The 16,806-nt window shown below is 72.7% G+C and carries 12 protein-coding genes and 1 pseudogene; 7 read left to right on the top strand and 6 right to left on the bottom strand.

Going from position 1 to position 16,806, the window contains the following annotated elements; all coding sequences use genetic code 11:
* Positions 1 to 26: 26 nt before the first annotated feature.
* A complete protein-coding gene (locus ACFO0C_RS07270; RefSeq protein ID WP_378065766.1) occupies positions 27 to 1,088 on the top strand; it encodes an App1 family protein in 1,062 nt (353 codons plus the stop codon).
* Here ACFO0C_RS07270 and ACFO0C_RS07275 read toward each other — a convergent pair.
* Entirely contained in the window at positions 1,085 to 1,258 is a 174-nt protein-coding gene (locus ACFO0C_RS07275; protein ID WP_378065767.1) for a hypothetical protein, read from the bottom strand. The two genes, ACFO0C_RS07270 and ACFO0C_RS07275, sit on opposite strands and share 4 nt — an antisense overlap.
* A 17-nt stretch (positions 1,259 to 1,275) precedes the next feature.
* On the opposite strand from ACFO0C_RS07275, the gene ACFO0C_RS07280 reads away from it, so the two are divergent.
* Both ACFO0C_RS07280 and ACFO0C_RS07285 read left to right on the top strand, forming a co-directional pair.
* Positions 1,276 to 1,926 carry a hypothetical protein gene (locus ACFO0C_RS07280; RefSeq protein ID WP_378065768.1) on the top strand — a complete coding sequence of 217 codons (651 nt, stop codon included), beginning with the start codon at positions 1,276 to 1,278 and terminating at the stop codon, positions 1,924 to 1,926.
* 115 nt (positions 1,927 to 2,041) lie between these two features.
* On the top strand, positions 2,042 to 4,972 hold the full coding sequence (locus tag ACFO0C_RS07285; protein ID WP_378065769.1) for a helix-turn-helix transcriptional regulator: 2,931 nt from the start codon (positions 2,042 to 2,044) through the stop codon (positions 4,970 to 4,972).
* Between the two features lie 393 nt (positions 4,973 to 5,365).
* On the opposite strand, the pseudogene ACFO0C_RS07290 reads toward ACFO0C_RS07285, so the two are convergent.
* Positions 5,366 to 6,745 (bottom strand): annotated as a pseudogene (locus tag ACFO0C_RS07290) (DEAD/DEAH box helicase); the annotation flags it as partial.
* A gap of 127 nt (positions 6,746 to 6,872) precedes the next feature.
* Between ACFO0C_RS07290 and ACFO0C_RS07295 the strand changes: the two are divergent.
* Positions 6,873 to 7,727 (top strand): sigma-70 family RNA polymerase sigma factor, encoded by an 855-nt coding sequence (locus tag ACFO0C_RS07295; RefSeq protein WP_378065771.1) that lies wholly within the window; start codon positions 6,873 to 6,875, stop codon positions 7,725 to 7,727.
* A gap of 53 nt (positions 7,728 to 7,780) precedes the next feature.
* Here the strand turns inward: ACFO0C_RS07295 and ACFO0C_RS07300 are convergent, their stop codons facing one another.
* Entirely contained in the window at positions 7,781 to 8,308 is a 528-nt protein-coding gene (locus ACFO0C_RS07300) for a hypothetical protein (RefSeq protein ID WP_378065772.1), read from the bottom strand.
* A gap of 175 nt (positions 8,309 to 8,483) precedes the next feature.
* Between ACFO0C_RS07300 and ACFO0C_RS07305 the strand changes: the two genes are divergently transcribed.
* The gene (locus ACFO0C_RS07305) at positions 8,484 to 10,787 is read left to right on the top strand and encodes a HelD family protein (RefSeq protein ID WP_378065773.1); all 2,304 of its coding nucleotides are present in this window, start codon (positions 8,484 to 8,486) and stop codon (positions 10,785 to 10,787) included.
* A 315-nt stretch (positions 10,788 to 11,102) separates the two neighbouring features.
* Positions 11,103 to 12,038, top strand: a complete 936-nt coding sequence (locus tag ACFO0C_RS07310; protein ID WP_378065774.1) for a GNAT family N-acetyltransferase — start codon at positions 11,103 to 11,105, stop codon at positions 12,036 to 12,038.
* Between the two features lie 173 nt (positions 12,039 to 12,211).
* On the opposite strand, the gene ACFO0C_RS07315 is transcribed toward ACFO0C_RS07310, so the two are convergent.
* Positions 12,212 to 13,135, bottom strand: coding sequence for a sigma-70 family RNA polymerase sigma factor (locus tag ACFO0C_RS07315; RefSeq protein ID WP_378065775.1), 924 nt, complete (start codon positions 13,133 to 13,135; stop codon positions 12,212 to 12,214).
* Between the two features lie 666 nt (positions 13,136 to 13,801).
* Between ACFO0C_RS07315 and ACFO0C_RS07320 the strand changes: the two genes are divergently transcribed.
* Positions 13,802 to 14,302, top strand: coding sequence for a DUF456 domain-containing protein (locus tag ACFO0C_RS07320; protein WP_378065776.1), 501 nt, complete (start codon positions 13,802 to 13,804; stop codon positions 14,300 to 14,302).
* A gap of 586 nt (positions 14,303 to 14,888) precedes the next feature.
* Here the strand turns inward: ACFO0C_RS07320 and ACFO0C_RS07325 are convergent.
* Together ACFO0C_RS07325 and ACFO0C_RS07330 are read right to left on the bottom strand one after the other, a co-directional pair.
* Positions 14,889 to 16,355 (bottom strand): D-alanyl-D-alanine carboxypeptidase family protein, encoded by a 1,467-nt coding sequence (locus ACFO0C_RS07325; protein ID WP_378065777.1) that lies wholly within the window; start codon positions 16,353 to 16,355, stop codon positions 14,889 to 14,891.
* Positions 16,352 to 16,783, bottom strand: coding sequence for a hypothetical protein (locus ACFO0C_RS07330; protein WP_378065778.1), 432 nt, complete (start codon positions 16,781 to 16,783; stop codon positions 16,352 to 16,354). Before ACFO0C_RS07330 ends, ACFO0C_RS07325 begins: the two co-directional genes overlap by 4 nt.
* Positions 16,784 to 16,806: the final 23 nt, after the last annotated feature.

Consider the following 16,806-nt stretch of genomic DNA (forward strand, 5'->3'; position numbering starts at 1 on the left):
GGGCGGCCTGAATCGGCAAGGAGGCGATGGTGACGATTACTCCCGCGGGTGGATCCTCGCCCGTGGTCCGGATCCACCGGGCCGCCCTGATCGAGGATGCCGTCCACGAGATCGTCGAGCGCCGCCTGCGCGGCCGAGGGTGGAAGCCGTACATCACGGCCTACACCGGATACGGCGCTCCCGGCTGGGCCCGCGTGATGGCCCGCGTGCTCCTGGCCAGGCCCGGCATGGTCCGCAGGCGCCGGGAGAAGGTGCGTGGCTGGCGCAGTTTCACCACCACACCGGTGAGCAGCGCCCTGGTCCGCATCGAGCTCGGCGGCACCGTCACCGAGGCTCGCACCGACCGCAGCGGCTACCTCGACGTCCGCGTCAAGGGCGACCTCGACCCCGGCTGGGGGAGTGCGAAACTCTCCACCGAGGGCACCGCCCCGGTGGACGCGCCGATCCGGGTGATCGACCCCGGCGTCAAATTCGGTGTGATCTCCGACATCGACGACACCGTGATGGTCACCACGCTGCCGCGCCCGCTGCTCGCCGCGTGGAACACCTTCGTCCTGGACGAGCACGCCCGCGCCGCCGTCCCCGGCATGGCCGTCCTCTACGAGCGGCTGGTGCACGCCAATCCCGGCACCCCGGTCGTCTACCTCTCCACCGGCGCGTGGAACGTGGCGCCCACCCTCACCCGGTTCCTGAGCCGCCACCTCTACCCGGCCGGCCCGATCCTGCTCACCGACTGGGGCCCCACCCCGGACAGGTGGTTCCGCAGCGGCCGCGAGCACAAGCGCAAGTCGCTGCGCCGCCTCGCCGAGGAGTTCCCCGACGTGCGATGGCTGCTCATCGGCGACGACGGCCAGCACGACCAGGAGATCTACTCCGAGTTCGCCCGTGAGCATCCGGAAAATGTGGCCGCCGTGGCGATCCGCCGCCTCTCACCGACCCAGGCCGTGCTCGCCGGCGCCATCCCCGGCCCGTCGGAGACCGCCGAGGTCGTGCCGTCCGGCGGCAAGACCTGGTTCTCGGCCCCCGACGGCGCCGGTCTCTGGTCGCTGCTGCGCGACACCGACCTGGTCCGCAAGCCGAAAAGCTAGGGTTTCTCCAGCTCAGGCTTGATCGCTGCCTCGGCCGCCCGCTCGTGCAGACGGCCCCGGATCTCCTCCGGCGTATAGGCCCGCCGCTTGCGCTCCGACCGGGCGATCACCACGCCCGTCGCCGCGACTCCCGCCAGCCCCGCCAGTCCCGCTATCTTCCACCAACGCATGAGCCGAGAATAGACATGTGGGAGCAGAACTCAGCCTCGACGAGGCCCTCGACCTGACCCGTACCGGCGACATCTGGATCTTCCGGGGACGATCCGGGCCGGACCGGGCCATCCAGACCCTCACCAACAGCCCGGTGAACCATGTCGGCATGTCCCTGGTGATCGACGACATGCCGCCGCTCATGTGGCACGCCGAGCTCGGCAAGTCGCTCCCGGACATGTGGTCCGGCAAGTTCCAGCGCGGCGTCCAGCTGCACGATCTGCGCGACGCCGTCACGGTCTGGGCCCGCCGGTACGGTCAGCGCGGCTGGCTGCGCCAGCTCGACCCCGGCGTCACCCGGATCATGGAGGACAAGGCCCTCAAGACGGTCGCCCGGCTCGACGGCACCCCGTTCCCGTCGACGTCGCAGCTGGCCGGGCGGTGGGTGCGCGGCCGGGTCCCGCAGATCCGGATGCCGTGGCAGGACCGGCAGGAGAGCGAGGCCACCCTGGAGAAGGCGTACTGTGCCGAGGTCGTCGCGGTCACCTACGAGGACATGGGGTTGTTGCCGCGCGGCCGCAAGGCGAACTGGTACGACCCGGGCCGTTTCTGGAGCGGCGACGAGCTTGAACTGTGCGCCGGCTTCACCCTCGGCGACGAGATCGCCGTCAGCGTCCCCGAGGCCTGACGGCCTTCCGGGTCCGTCGTGCGTGACGGCTTCGAGGCGGCTCGCGGTCCGTCGTGGAGATTAAAGACCCGCTCGGGTACGTCCCCCGCGCCCGGCACGACGGCAGGATGTCCTCATGGAGTCCCGCCTGGTCGCCAGGGTGACCGAAGTGGCCACCCTGGACCGGCTGCACGCCGCCGCGTCGGCCGGCTCGGGCGCGGTCGTACTGGTCACCGGTGAGGCCGGCATCGGTAAGACGGCCGTGGTCGAGGAGTTCGTGTCCCGGGCGGCCGCGGCCGGCGCCACCGTGCTCACCGGCCGCGCCGACCCCGACGAGGGCGCCCCCGCTTTCTGGCCGTGGCTGCGCCTGCTCGACTGCGGGCTGCCCGGCCTCGGCCCGGAGACACTGGCGACCGGAGGCCCCATCGGTGGCGGCACGGGCGGCCCCGGCGAGTCACCGGCGGCCGCCCGGTTCCGTGCCGTCCGGGCGACGGTCACGGCACTGGGCGTCGCGGCGGCCGGACGGGGCGGCGGGCTGATCCTCGTCCTGGAGGACCTGCACTGGGCCGATCCCGCCTCGCTCACCCTGCTGGCCGCCCTGTCCCGCGAGGTGGCCGCTGTCCCGGTACTGGTCGTCGCCACGGCCCGGACCCTCGACACCGACCTGCCGGAGGCGGTGCACCTCGCCCTGCGGCCCTGGGACGGTGCGACCGTCGCCGACTACCTGGCCCGGCGGGCCGCCGGCCCGGTACATCCGACCTGGCCACCGCTCGTGCACCGGCTCGGCGGGGGCAACCCGCTCTACACCCGGGAGTTGGCGCGGCTGGTGGCCGTACCGGAGAAGCCCGCCGGGGACCTGGACCTGCCGGACGGCCTGTTGCGGCTCGCCGGCCGCCGCACCGGATCCCTGACCCCCGCCTGCCGTGACCTGCTCGGTCTCGCGGCCGCCCTCGGCCCGGACGTGGACGCCGTCCTCCTGACCCGTCTGATCACCCCTTCCACGGCCGAAGAACTGCCGCCGGAGGTCGGTGTGGAGTCCCTGCTGGCCGAGGCGATCGGGGCCGGGGTGCTCGCCGAGGACCCGTGGGCGCCGGCCCGGCTCCGGTTCGCCCACGAGCTGCTCCGGGAGGCGTGTTACGCGCGGCTCAGCCGGGCCGAGCGGATCGGCGCGCACCGCCGGATCGCGGTCGCGCTGGAGGAGTCGGGCGCCCGGTCCGAGGAGACGGCCCGGCACCGGGTGCGGTCCGCCGTCGACGAGGACTCCCGGCGGGCCGCCCGCGAAGCCTGCGCGGCCGCGGCCGCCGAAGCGTCCCGGCGATTCGATCACCGCGCCGCCGCGACGTGGCTCGGCCAGGCACTGGACCTGTTCCCGGCCGACCCGTGGCTGCGTCTGGGCCGGGCCGGGGCGGTCTGCCGCGACGGGCGCCTGGCTCTCGCCGTCGCCGACTGCGCCCTGGTCATGGACACGGCCGAGGCGACCGGTGACGCCGGCCTGGCGACGGCGGCCGCCCTCGTCGTCCGCGGCTACGGCGGCCAGGTCGCCCCGGCCGTCCTCCGGCTCTGCGAGCGAGCCCTCACCGTCAGCGGCCTGATCGCGGCTACCGGTCCGAGACCAGGAAACGGTCCATCCTCGGCTGCCGGATTGCCTCTCGGGGGAGCGGCTGCCGGATCGCCTTCTGGGGGAGCGGCTGCCGGATCGCCTTCTGGGGGAGCGGCTGCCGGATCGCCTTCTGGGGGAGCGGCTGCCGGATCGCCTCTTGGGGGAGTGGCTGCCGGTGACGCCGCGCACGCCGAACTGCTCGCCCACTACGCGTTCCTGCTGGTGGAGACCGGCGACCACGCCCGCGCCGAACCCGCGAGCCGCCAGGCGATGACCCTGGCGGAGCGAACCGGCGACCCCGGCGCGCTGGCCGCCGCGGTGCACGCCCGCCACGAGGTCCTCGACCCGTACGCGGCGACCGAGGAGGTGCTCGATCTGGCCCGGCGCAGCCGTGATCTGGCGGTGGCGTCCGGCCGGGCCGACGCCGAACTGTGGGGACGGCTGTGGCGGCTCGACGGTCTGCTCACGCTGGGTGATCTGGCCGGGTTCGACGCCGAGGTGTCCGGGCTGGCCGCGCTGACCGAGCGGATCGGCTGGCCGGTGGCGCGCTGGCATCTGCTGCGGGCCCGGGCCGCCCGGCTGTTCCTGGCCGGCCGGATCGCCGCCGCCCGAGGTGCCGCCGACGACGCGTTCGCGCTGGCCGGGACGTTCGAGGAGCAGCCGATGCGGGAGTTGCATTCGGCGTTCGCCGGTTCGCTGGCGCCGTTCACCGGTGAGCCGCCGCAGTGGCCGGGTGATCTGCGGGACGCCGTGGCGCGGTTCGGTGCGGAGCCGATCGCCGCCGCCAACATCGGCCGTCTCGCCGTGCTGGCCGGTGACCGGGACACCGCCGCCGACTGTGCCCGCCTGTTCCGCGGGATGCTGCCGGACCTGCCGCCGGACAGCCGCCGGCTGTTCGTGGTGCTGAGTGCCGCCGTCGTGGGTGCCTGGATCGGCGATCTGGATCTGGCCGCCGACGGCTACCGGCGGGTGCTGCCCTATGCGAACCGTTTCCTCAACATGACGACCGCCTGCTATGGGGTGGTGGCCCGCCCGCTCGGCACGATCGCCTCGGCGCTCGGCGATCGGGAGGCCGCGGAGCGGCACTTCACCGAGGCGATCGGCTGGGAGCAGGAGGCCGGTGCCGCGCCGTTCACCGCACTGGCCTTTCTGGCGTACGCCCGGAGCCTCCACGACACGGACACGCACCGGAGCCGCACCCTGGCCGGGAAGGCGCTCACCATCGCCCGCCGCCTGGACCTGCCCGCGATCGCCGCCGAGGCCGCCGCCCTGTCCCGCGACGACCTGACCGCCCGCGAGCGGGAGATCGCCGTGCTGGCCGCGGAGGGCCTGGCCAACCGGGTGATCGCCGCCCGCCTGCACATCTCCGAACGCACCGTGGAGACGCACGTCCGCAACGCCCTGGCCAAGCTGGCCGTCACCAACCGCACCCAGCTGGCCGCCCGGCTCCGCGACGGCCGGCGATGAGCCGCCCGGCCGGTGACGGAGCCGCCCGGCCGGTGACGGAGCCGGCCGGCCGGTGGCTCAGACGGCGACCGCCGCCCGTTGATCAACGGACGGCGATCGATGATGCTGTGCTCGAACAGTCGTTGATCAACGACCGGTGCGGCGGCCCCCGCCTCGTGCCGAGAACGCGGCCGCGCCTCCGCCGGTGGACGGTGAGGAGGCACGGGTGGCGCCGCCGGCCGGGGTGCCGGACCGCTGGGAGGAGGCACGAGTGGTGCCTCCGGATGGAGTGGCGCGCTGCTGCGGCGTACCCGAGCGATGGTCCGAACCGGAACCACGGCCCTGCCCGGACCCGGCCGGAGACGTCCGCCGGCGCGCAGCCTGCCCGTTGTTGTCGCCGGTGGCGGCGCGCTGGCGACCCTGACCGGTGCCGGACGTCGCGGGCGCCGTGGCCGTGCCCTCCGCTGTGGAACGGCCGCGACCCCGCCGGGGACGGCGGGACCGGGACCGGCCGGCCGAACCGGTGTCCTCGGGGGACGCCGGGCGCGACGGTGCAGCCGGCGTCGACGGCGCGGCCGGGGGAGCGGGCGCCACGAAGGTCCGCTCACCCGGCGCCAGCTCGGACAGCAACGCGTCGCCGGGCCGGGTGCGGGTGGTGATCGGGCGGATACCGGCCTTGCGGGCCAGGTCACGCACGTCGGCCTGCTGCTCGTCGGTCATCAGGGTGATCACCGTGCCGCGGTTGCCGGCCCGCGCGGTCCGGCCGGAGCGGTGCAGGTACGCCTTGTGCTCGACCGGCGGGTCGGCGTGGATGACCAGGCTCACGTCGTCGACGTGGATGCCGCGGGCCGCGATGTCGGTGGCCACGAGCGTGCCCGCGGAGCCGTCGGAGAACGCCGACAGATTGCGGTTACGCGCGTTCTGCGCCAGGTTGCCGTGCAGCTCGACGGCCGGGACCCCGGCCGCGTTGAGCTGGCGGGTCAGCACCTTGGCGCGCCGCTTGGTGCGGGTGAACACGACGGTCCGCCCGGGCGCGGCGAGCAGCTCGACGAGGATGCCGAACCGGTCGTCGTCACGCACGTGCAGCACGTGGTGGTCCATCTCGATCGGTGCCTGGGCGGCCGAGTCCACGTGGTGGGTGATCGGCTTGTGCATGAATTTCTGCACCAGCACGTCCACCCCGTTGTCCAGGGTGGCGGAGAAGAGCAGCCGCTGGCCGCGGGCCGGGGTCTGCGACATCAGCCGCCGCACCACCGGCAGGAAGCCCAGGTCGGCCATGTGGTCGGCCTCGTCGAGGACGGTCACCTCGACCGCGTCGAGGGAGGCGTGGCCGCCGCGGATGTGGTCGTCGAGCCGGCCCGGGCACGCCACCAGCACGTCGACGCCCGCTTTGAGCGCCTTGATCTGCGGGTTGGGCCCGACTCCGCCGAAGACGACCAGGGTACGCAGACCGGCCGCGTCGGCAAGCGGGCGCAGCGTCGCCTCGATCTGGGTGGCCAGCTCACGGGTGGGCGCCAGGATCAGCGCGCGCGGGCGGCCCGGTTGGGGTTTGCGTGCCGCGGCGGTGAGCCGGGCCACGAGCGGGATCACGAAGGCGTACGTCTTGCCGGAACCTGTACGCCCCCGGCCCAGCACATCCCGGCCGGCCAGCGTGTCAGGCAGGGTGGCCGTCTGGATGGGGAACGGGGTGGTGATCCCGAGCCGGTCGAGCGCCGTGTTGAGGACGGCGGGCACGCCGAGCTCGGTGAAGGAAGTCATGAAGATGGAAACTCCGAGTGGTCGATTACTGATCATTCTAGCTCGGCACCCTCCGCAACCGGTTCGCACCCGAAGGCGAACCTGACCGCACTCAACGCGCCCCATCTTTCTCCTCAGCGCCGGACATCCCCCCTGACCGGCCGGTACCTGAGGAGACCCCCTGATGAGCGCTGAGACACCTGCCATCGAGCGGCGTGGCGAGGACATCGTCCGGGCGAACATGCCGCTCGTCGGGCATCTGGTCCGGGAGATGCTGGCCCGGGTTCCCTCGCACGTGAACCGGGACGACCTGTTGTCCGCGGGCTACGCCGCACTGGTGGCGGCGGCCCGGGGCTTCGACCCGGAGCGAGGGGTGCCGTTCCCACGGTTCGCGGCGGCCCGGGTACGCGGGGCGCTGCTGGACGAGCTGCGCGGCCTGGACTGGGCCAGCCGTTCGGTCCGGCAGCGGGCCCGTCGTGCCGACTCGGCCCGCGAGGAACTGATGGCCGAACTGGGCCGTACACCGACCGTCCAGGAGGTGGCCGACAAACTCGGCTGCACCGTGGAGGACATCGAGCACGGCGAGGGCGACGTGCACCGCGCGACCGTCTTCAGCCTGCAGGGTTTCGCCACCGCGACGGCCGACGACATCGTCACCGAGCCGGGCCTCGGCCCCGAGGAGATGCTGCTGCGCCGGGAGCGGTTCGGCTACCTGCGGCACGCGGTCGACGCGCTGCCGGAGCGGCTCCGCGTCGTCGTCGAGGGCTACTTCTACGGTGAGCGCCCGATGGCCCAGATCGCCGCCGAGCTCGGGGTCAGCGAGTCGCGGGTGTCGCAGCTGCGCGCCGAGGCGCTGCTGCTGCTCCGGGACGGGCTGAACACCCACCTGGACCCGGCGCTCGCGGCGGAGAACCCGCCGAAGGAGGGTTGCGTGGCCCGGCGGCGGGCCGCGTACTACGACAAGATCGCCAGCCGGGGCACTCTGCGTACCCGGCTGGCCCTGACCGGCCCGGACGGCCTGCCGGTGGTGGCCGCCTAGACCCCGCGGGAGAGAGGGGCCCGCCGCGGTTCGCGGCGGGCCCCAATAAATTCTCAGGCGTTGGCGCAGGTGCCGGCCTTCTTCTGGGCGGCGATCGCCTTCGTGGCGCCCATCTTGTAGAGGCTCAGGCCTTCCTTGGCCGGCTCCAGCTTCCAGGCGTCCTGCTCGTAGACCATGGTGTACGACTGCGCCGCGACCAGCTGCTTGGCGATCACGACGGCCTTGTCGGTGCCCTCCAGCCGGGCACTGGTCAGCTGGATCGCCAGGCCCTTGCGGGAGCAGGCGGTGTTCAGTTTGACGTAGTCGTCCTTGGTGATCGCCTTCTTGCCGGCCGCGGTGTACATGTCCCAGGCTCCGGCGAAGTCACCTCCGCTGAACCGGTCGAACACCGTCTGCGCGGCGGCCTTGGCACCGTCCAGGGTCTTCGGCTGGGGACCACCGGCTTCGGCCGCGGCGGCTGCGGCGTTGCCGGCCGGCTGCTCCTTGCTCTCCTCGGAACAGGCGGCGGCGAGCGTGAGCGTGGCGGCCGCGGCGAGGGCCACGGCGCCCAGACGCAGGTGCTTCGGGTGGCTGTTGTCCATGCTCCGGTTAATGGCGGCCGCCCGCCGCGCGTAACGGCCCCGGCGTGTCGATGACGGGTTCCGGACACTTGCGCCCGCGGCCGTAACCCGCCGCGCCTCGGCTATTCTGGTCGTTTGCCGAATGCTCCATGGGCAAAGAAAAAGGCAACCATAAGAATGGCTGCCGAACGCCGGAATGATACCACAAAAAGGGGCGACTTTGTCAAGCTCGAACGCCGACATCGATTCTGAGCAGGCGTACTTGACCACGCTCTACCAGCGCCTGGATCAATTGCGTGAGCAGGCCGACAACCGGCTGCGCGCGATCCTCCTGGAGGCGGGCGGCACCCCGCAGGGCCGCACCCAGCGGGAAGCCACCCGCGCCCACTATGCCGAGCAGTTGGCACAGTTCAATTCCGTCGAGAACGGGCTCTGCTTCGGGCGGCTCGACTTCGCCGCGGACAGTCCGCGCTATATCGGACGGCTCGGCCTCTTCGCCGAGGACCGTGACGAGGGCCCGCTCCTGGTCGACTGGCGTGCCCCGGCCGCCCGGCCGTTCTATCTCGCCACCGCTGTGCACCCGGAGGGCGTGACCCGCCGCCGGCACCTGCGTACCCGCGGGCGGATCCTCACCGGCATCGACGACGAGACCCTCGACATCGAGGCCGGCGACGGCACCGGGCGCGAGGACGTGACCGGTGAGGCCGCGCTGCTGTCCGCGCTGACCGCCAACCGGACCGGCCGGATGCGCGACATCGTCGAGACCATCCAGGCCGAGCAGGACGAGGTGATCCGCTCCGGGCTGCCCGGCGTGCTTGTCGTCCAGGGCGGGCCGGGGACCGGCAAGACCGCCGTCGCCCTGCACCGGGCGGCGTATCTGCTCTACACCTATCGCGAGCAGCTGACCCGTACCGGCGTGCTGATCCTCGGCCCGAACACCACGTTCCTGCGCTACATCTCCCAGGTCCTGCCGGGCCTGGCCGAGACCGGTGTGCTGCTGGCCACCCTCGGCGACATGTTCCCCGGCGTCCGCGCGCACGCCGCCGAGCCGCCCGCGGTCGCCGCGATCAAGGGCGGCGTCGACATGCTCGACGCCCTGGAGAACGCCGTCGCCGACCGGCAGACCCTGCCCGACGGCTTCGTCGAGGTCGACCACGACGGCTACCCGCTGCGCATCGAGCGCGAGGTGCTGCTCGCCGCCCGGACCGCGGCCCGCCGCTCCGGCCGCCCGCACAACGTGGCCCGGCAGATCTTCGTCACCGAGGCCATCCACCAGCTGTCCCAGCAGATCGCCGAGCGGATCGGCGCCGACCCGCTCGGCGGCGACAACCTGCTCTCCGAGGCCGACCTCGCCGAGACCCGCCGCGAACTGCGCGAGGACATCGACGTCCAGCAGGTCCTGTTCGACTTCTGGCCGGTCCTCACCCCGCGCCAGGTGCTGCGCGACCTGCTCAGCGACGCCGACCGGCTGGAGTCCGCCGGGCTCCCGGCCGAGTTGCTGCGCCCCCGGACGGCCGGCTGGACACCAGCCGACGTCCCGCTTCTCGACGAACTCGCCGAACTCCTCGGCGTCGACGACACCCTCAAGGTCCGCGAGCGGCAGCGCCAGAGAAAAGCAGCCATCGAGTACGCCGAAGGCGTCCTCGAGATCGTCGAAGGCTCCCGGTCGCTCGACTTCGAGGACGAGGGCGCCGAGAAGGACGAGATCCTGTCCGCCCTCGACGTCGTCGACGCCGGTGCCTTCGTCGAGCGCCACGAGGTGATCGACACCCGGACCGCCGCGGAACGAGCCGCCGCCGACCGCACCTGGGTCTTCGGTCACATCATCGTCGACGAGGCGCAGGAACTGTCCCCGATGGCCTGGCGCCTGCTGATGCGGCGCTGCCCGAGCCGCTCGGTCACCGCTGTCGGCGACGTCGCCCAGACCTCCGAGCTGGCCGGCACCAACAGCTGGGAGCAGGTCTTCGAGCCGTACGTCGCCCAGCGCTGGCGCCTCGTCGAACTCAGCGTCAACTACCGCACCCCGGCCGAGGTGATGGCGGTCGCGGCCGACGTGCTGGCCGCCGTCGATCCCGCGCTGCGGCCGCCGCGGTCGGTGCGGTCCGCCGGCGTCTCCCCATGGGCGCGGCGTGTGCCCGCCACCACCCTTTCCGAAGAGCTGATCGCCGAGGTACGGAAGGAGGCCGCCCTCATCGAGGAGGGCCGTCTCGGCGTCCTGGTGCCCGAGCGGCTCGAGGACTCCCTCGGCGCCGGCCTGCTGGCCGCCGTTCCCGGAGCGGCCGTCGGCGAACAGCCGGACCTGCTCAACCACGTGGCCCTGATGACCGTCCGCCAGGCGAAGGGCCTGGAGTTCGACTCGGTCCTGGTGGTGGCCCCTGACGAGATCATCGCCGAGTCGCCGCGCGGCCTCTCCGACCTGTACGTGGCGGTCACCCGCGCCACCCGCCGCCTCGGAGTGATCCACACGGCCGACCTCCCGAAGGTCCTCGCCTCCCTGTAGCCCTCGTCGTGGCGCCCTGCGGCATGCGGGGCGCCACTTCCACTCCGCGTCCCCCTTTCATCCGCGCCTTCGCTTTCACCCGCGCCCCGCGCCTTTGCTTTCACCCGCGCCCGCGCCCGTGCCTTCGCCTTCATCCGCGCCCGCGCCTTCGCCTTCACCCGCGCCTTCGCCTCCCCTTCACCCACGCCTTCGCCCACAACCGGTCTGGCGTCCGGCCAGCCGGACGCCAGACCGGTAGCTCCGCCTTCGGCTCACGCGCCCGGTTTCCTTCACGGCGATGGCCGGTTTGTCTGGTTTGGGCATTTACAGTTGGTTGTGGCTGAATTCAGAGTGTCGGCGGCCAGCGCTGACGACGTGCGTGTGATCGCCGGGTGGGCCGTCGCCGAGGGGTGGAACCCGGGCGACGGGGACGAGAGTGCCTTTTATCCGGCGGACCCGGGCGGCTTTTTGGTCGGGCGGCTGGACGGCCAGATGATCACGTCGATATCCGCGATTCGCTACGGAAGCGAACACGGATTCATCGGTCTCTACCTGACCGTTCCGGAATTCCGGGGGCGCGGATTCGGGTACATGACGTGGCAGGCCGGGATGGAACGGCTCGCCGGACGCAACGTCGGGCTCGACGGGGTGGTCGCCCAGCAGGACAACTACCGGAAGTCCGGTTTCCGGGACGCCTGGACCACCACCCGCTATCAGGGAGTGCTCGGCGGTCTGGCCCGTACCGCCGGAATCGAGGTCCTCGACGCCCGCAGCGTCGGATTCGGCGAACTCGCCGCCTATGACCGGCGCTTCTTCCCGGCGGAACGGGACGCCTTCCTGGCCCTGTGGATCACCCTGCCCGGCCGGCGGGCGCTGGTCGCCCGGCGTAACGGCGTCGTCGTGGGATTCGCGGCGCGGCGACCGGCCGGGGACGTGGACCGGATCGGGCCCCTCTTCGCCGACTCACCGGAGATCGCCGAGTCCCTGCTGGCCGAACTGAGCGGCACCGGGGACGGGACCCGTCCGGCCACCGTCGGTGGCGCGGCCCTCATCGGCGGCGGGACCGCCCTGCTCGGCGGCGGCGTCGTCCCGGCCGGCGCGGACGAGGTACCGGTGATGATCGACGTGCCGGTCGACAACCGGGCGGCGAACGCGCTGGCCGAACGGGGCGGGCTCAAACCGGCCTGGGACACGGCGCGGATGTACACCGGCGGCGTCCCGGAGATCGACCGGCCCGGGATCTTCGCGGTCACCTCGCTCGAACTGGGCTGAACCGGGCCGCCTCGGCTGAACCGGGCCGCCTCGGCTGAACCGGGCCGCCTCGGCTGAACCGGGCCGCCTCGGCTGAACCGGGCCGCCTCGCCTGAACCGGGCCGGCCCGGCCGTACCGGGACGATGATGGGCTCGGCGTCCGGAGACGCCGAGCCCGCGCTCGTGAAGAAGGGTCAGGCGGCCGGAGCCGGCTTGACGCCACGCCCGATGGACGTGTGGCCCTGGGCGTTGGTCATCGCCAGGCGGCTGCGCATGGTGGTGTTGCTGGCGATGTTCGCGTAGTAGGTGGCACGGCGGCGGGCCGTGATGCTCTCCGGATTGTCCGGGACCGGCGCCATCTCCGGGTTGAGGTGCGTGTTGAGGCCGTCGCGGAGCAGCGACAGCGCCTCCGCGCGCAACTGGGAGACCCGCGACTCGGTGACACCCAGATCCGCGGCGATCTCCGCCATCGGGCGCTCCTGGAGGAAGTACTCGGTGACGACCGTCTGGAGACGCTCGGGCAGCGAGTCGATGGCGTGGTGCAGGTAGCCGATCTGCTCGCGGCGCAGCAGCATCTCCTCGGGGCCCGGCTCACGCTCGGTGACCAGGTCGTCGGCACTGCTGGTGGTGAAACCCTGCAACGAGAGTACGGTCGCCCGCTGCACATCGGTGTCGGTCTGGTGCAGGTCGGTCGTGGTGGTGCCGAGCGCCTGCGCCAGCTCCTCCGGAGTGGGCGTACGGCCCAGCGTGGTGGTCAGCTGCTGGCGGGTGACGTCGGTGTTGCGGGCCTTCGACCGCACCGAGCGGGTCGCCCAGTCCAGCGCGCGCAGCTCGTCGAGCAGGGCGCCGCGGATCCGGGTGCCGGCGAAGCGGTGGAACGGGACGCCGCGCTGCGGGTCCCAGCCGCGGGCCGCGGTGACCAGGGCGTGCAGGCCGGCGCTGGTCAGATCGTCGCGGTGGATGTGGTTCGGGATGCGGCTGAGCATGTCCCGCACCAGGTGTCCGACCAGCGGCATGTGCGTGCGGATCAGGTCCTCCTGCTCGCGCACGGTGAGCACGGGCGTGGCGGAAGCGGTGTCGGCGGTGAGGTCGGCAGCGGTCGTCACGGTGCTGGTCATCTGGTTTCCCCCGGTTGCTCGTCGGCGCCCCTGGCTGGGTGGGCACCGGCTGACAGGAGAAACTTTCAAGTGCGGAGGGTGCGCCTTCCGGTCACGGACAGTTGCCTACCGGTTGCTTCGATCCGGGCCCGTGCACCGGCCTCGCTCATCCGGCCGGCCGTAGCCGACCTACGCGGCCGTCCCGGCGCGAAACACCCGGCTCGGCCTGGACCGCTCGGCTCGGGCCGCCCGGCCTGGACCGCTGCGCCTGGACCGCTCGGCTCGGGCCGCTCGGCCTGGACCGCTCGGCTCGGGCCGCTCGGCTCGGGCCGCTCGGCCTGGACCGCTGGGCCCGGGCCGCTCGGCCTGGACCGCTCGGCTCGGGCCGCCCGGCCTGGACCGCTCGGCTCGGGCCGCCCGGCCTGGACCGCTGGGCCCGGGCCGCCCGGCCTGGACCGCTCGGCTCGGGCCGCCCGGCCTGGACCGCTCGGCTTCGGCCGCCCGGTCTGCTTTCCGCCCGAGCTGGAACAGCCCGTTCTGCTGGTCCGCTCGGTTCCCGGATGGTCGTGCGGGTCCGTCCGGCCTCTGTCCGGCCGGGGCGGTTCGCTCGTTCCGCGATGGCCCTTTCGATCGGCTTGCGTGGGGCCCGGTTGAGGGTTCCGTCAGTGGTGCGGCAAGGTGTGGCGCATGGATCTGAGCGACACGAGCGCGATCATCACCCTCATCTCCGGCCTGGTGATCTTGACCGGGGTGATCGGCGTGATCGTGCCGGTGCTGCCCGGACTGCTGCTGACCTGGAGCGGAGTGCTCCTGTGGGCGCTGCTCGGCGGCGGTTCCGGCAGCGCGCGGCTGCTGGTCGCGATCATCGCCACGCTGATCGCCGGTCTCGGCATGGTGGTGAAGTTCGTGTGGCCGGGCAAGAAGCTGAAGGAGACCGGCGTACCCGCTTCGGCCGTAGCGGTCGGTGGCATCCTCGGCCTGATCGGCTTCTTCCTGGTGCCGTTCGTGGGTCTGGTGCTCGGTTTCGTGCTCGGCGTGTGGCTGATGGAGCTGCGACGCCTGGGCTCGGAGCGAGCCTGGCCATCGACCCGCTCAGCGATCGGCGCGGTCGGCTTGTCCCTCCTGGTCGAACTGGCCGCCGCCCTGCTGATCGCCGTTCTCTGGCTTTTCGGCCTGGCCTTCGCCTAGCGCGCCCACCAGATCATTGCGCGGCCTCCGGCAGACCCGCGGCCTCTGGCGGGGCCCGTGGCTTCTGGCAGGCCCGCGGCTTCTGGCGGGGCCCGTGGCTTCTGGCAGACCCGCGGCCTCTGGCGGGGCCCGTGGCCTCTGGCGGACCCGCGGCCTCCGGCGGACCCACACGGAGCCGCCGAAGGCGTAGGTCACGCTTTCAATCCGTGAATGCCAGGGCACGGGGTGCCGATGCGCCGTTGCTGTTGCGTGCAACGGGAACGCTCAACTCGTCAGCCCAGCGGATCTTGACCATTTTGCCACCGGTTTCGGTGGTCGACCGGTCAAGATCGGCAGGGTCAACCGCTGAGCGAACCCGCTCCGCCGTCCGCCCTTTCCGCCCGCAACGGGCGAAAGCCGAACGGGCGAAGCCGCGACGAGCTCGACGGGTGGGTGAACCGGTCCGGACGAACAAAGAGACCGCCTCGGCACCACGAAGATCGTCGTCGCCGGCTACATGGCCGGCCCGGCCACCGCGACCCATGAACGGGATCCGGTGCCCGAGACGATCCTCACGGCTATCCCGACCGGCCGTGGCCGGTGCGGGTCAGCCTGTGGCGGGTGGGAGCGGCCTGGGCGGGTCTGTCTTTCGCAAGCGGCGCTGGCGACGCTGCGTCAGCAGGAGCAGCAGCGGGACAGCGGTCAGCGCTGCCGCCACCGAGACGGCCGCGACCACCGTGAAGCCGGTCGGGCCGCCCGGGTGGGCGGCCTGGACACCGGCGCCCGCGCCCACGGTCGCCGCCTCCGTGGTGGCCGCCGCGGACTTCTCGGCGGCCGCGACCTCCTCCGGCGTGACCAGCTTGCCGACGGATGCTCCGGCCGGCTGGGCGAAACCCCAGTCGAGCAGTGCGGCACCCTGCTCCCAGCCGCGCAACGGCCGGGCCTCGGCGCCGAGCAGCGTGGCCACCAGCGTCCGCCCGTTGCGGGTGGCCGCGCCGACGTAGCTGTGCCGGGCCAGAGTGGTGAAGCCGGTCTTACCACCGAGCGCGCCCGGGTAGTTGTAGATCAGCTTGTTCTCGTTCTGGAATTGGAAACCGCCGGCCTTCGGCTTCTTCTGCGCGGGCATCTGCGCCGAACGGGTCAGCACATACTTGCGGAAGTCGTCGCTGCCGAAACAGACCCGGGCGATGAGCGCCAGATCGTACGCGCTGGTGAACTGCCCCTTACCGTCGAGCCCGGACGGGGTGACCGCGTGTGTCTGGCGGGCGCCGATCGAGGCCGCCTTCGCGTTCATGGCGGCGACCGTCTTCTTCAGACCGTCGGGACCGCCGCCACCGGCCAGCCGGGCGAGCGCGTTGGCCGCGTCGTTGCCGGAGTTGAGCATCAGGCCCAGCCACAGCGTCGAGATCGAGTAGGTGCCGCCGACCACCAGGCCGACGGCCGAACTGCCCGGCTCGATGTCCAGGTCGCCCCGGGTGACGGTCATCTTCTGGGACGGGTCGAGCTGATCGATCGCGGTCGCGGCCAGCAGCATCTTCTGCACGCTGGCCGGGGTCTGGTGCACGTGCGGCCCGCAGGCGCCGAGCACCTCACCGGTGTCGAGGTCGGCGACCAGCCAGGTGGTCGCGGTGAGTGCCGGAACCCCGGTGCTGCCCTCGGGAACGATCAGGCCGTGCGTGGCGAGGGCCGGACCGCCGACGGCCATGTCCTCGGCGACCTCGGCCGGCGGGGTGGGCCGCGGCGGCGCACTCGGCTTGGCGACCTTCGGCTTGGGACAGGGCACCTCGGCGAGAGAGACGCCGGCAGAGGACGAACCGGCAGAGGACGAACCGGTGGAGGCGAGGCCGGTGGAGGCGCGCGAGGGGAAAGTGGAGGCGAGGCCGGTGGAGGCGCGCGAGGAGAAAGCGGAGCCGAGGCCGGTGGAGACCCGCGAGGAAGCAGGAGCGGGGCCGAGGGAAGAGATGGAAGCGCGGGAGGCGGTGGTGGGAAGTGACGCGGCGGAAGCGGCCGCGGGATGCAGCAGGGCGGGCGTGGCCAGCAGGAATGCGGCCAGCGCCGCCGCCACTGTCCTCATGGCCAGCGCTCCCCGGCGGTCAGCCGGCGCTCCAGCAGGGTGGACAGGGGAATCGGGTCGCCGTCGCCCCCACCGGCACCGACGATCAGGCGGGCGGTGCTCGGCGACAGGTCCGCCCCGGTGAAACGGGCCCGCAGCGACGGGGCGACGGTGAGCACGTAGTAACCTCCGTCCTCGCCGACGGCGACCGAGCGGTCCGATTTCAGATACCACCCGCGGACGTGCGTCTTGTAGGTGGAGCGCCCGTCGAGGCTCCGCGCGGCCAGCACGTGCGGCCGCAGCCCGAGCTCGCCCGCCCGATGCACGAAGTCGTCGAGCAGCGCATCGGCGCGGCGTGCCTCCGCGGCTCGGTCGGCCTCCAGCGCGGCGGCACGAACGGCCACGGCATGCCGTTGCTGCTCGCGCCAGTCGGCCTGCTCGTCCCGCATGGCGCCGACCCTAACGTGGGAAC

This window comes from Actinoplanes subglobosus (genome assembly GCF_042650585.1).
GTDB lineage: Bacteria > Actinomycetota > Actinomycetes > Mycobacteriales > Micromonosporaceae > Actinoplanes > Actinoplanes subglobosus.

Coding starts and splice junctions, on each gene's coding strand:
- ACFO0C_RS07270 (WP_378065766.1), top strand. CDS start 27: ATGGTGACGATTACTCCCGCGGGTGGATCCTCGCCCGTGGTCCGGATC.
- ACFO0C_RS07275 (WP_378065767.1), bottom strand. CDS start 1,258: ATGCGTTGGTGGAAGATAGCGGGACTGGCGGGGCTGGCGGGAGTCGCG.
- ACFO0C_RS07285 (WP_378065769.1), top strand. CDS start 2,042: ATGGAGTCCCGCCTGGTCGCCAGGGTGACCGAAGTGGCCACCCTGGAC.
- ACFO0C_RS07295 (WP_378065771.1), top strand. CDS start 6,873: ATGAGCGCTGAGACACCTGCCATCGAGCGGCGTGGCGAGGACATCGTC.
- ACFO0C_RS07300 (WP_378065772.1), bottom strand. CDS start 8,308: ATGGACAACAGCCACCCGAAGCACCTGCGTCTGGGCGCCGTGGCCCTC.
- ACFO0C_RS07305 (WP_378065773.1), top strand. CDS start 8,484: ATGATACCACAAAAAGGGGCGACTTTGTCAAGCTCGAACGCCGACATC.
- ACFO0C_RS07315 (WP_378065775.1), bottom strand. CDS start 13,135: ATGACCAGCACCGTGACGACCGCTGCCGACCTCACCGCCGACACCGCT.
- ACFO0C_RS07320 (WP_378065776.1), top strand. CDS start 13,802: ATGGATCTGAGCGACACGAGCGCGATCATCACCCTCATCTCCGGCCTG.
- ACFO0C_RS07325 (WP_378065777.1), bottom strand. CDS start 16,355: ATGAGGACAGTGGCGGCGGCGCTGGCCGCATTCCTGCTGGCCACGCCC.
- ACFO0C_RS07330 (WP_378065778.1), bottom strand. CDS start 16,783: ATGCGGGACGAGCAGGCCGACTGGCGCGAGCAGCAACGGCATGCCGTG.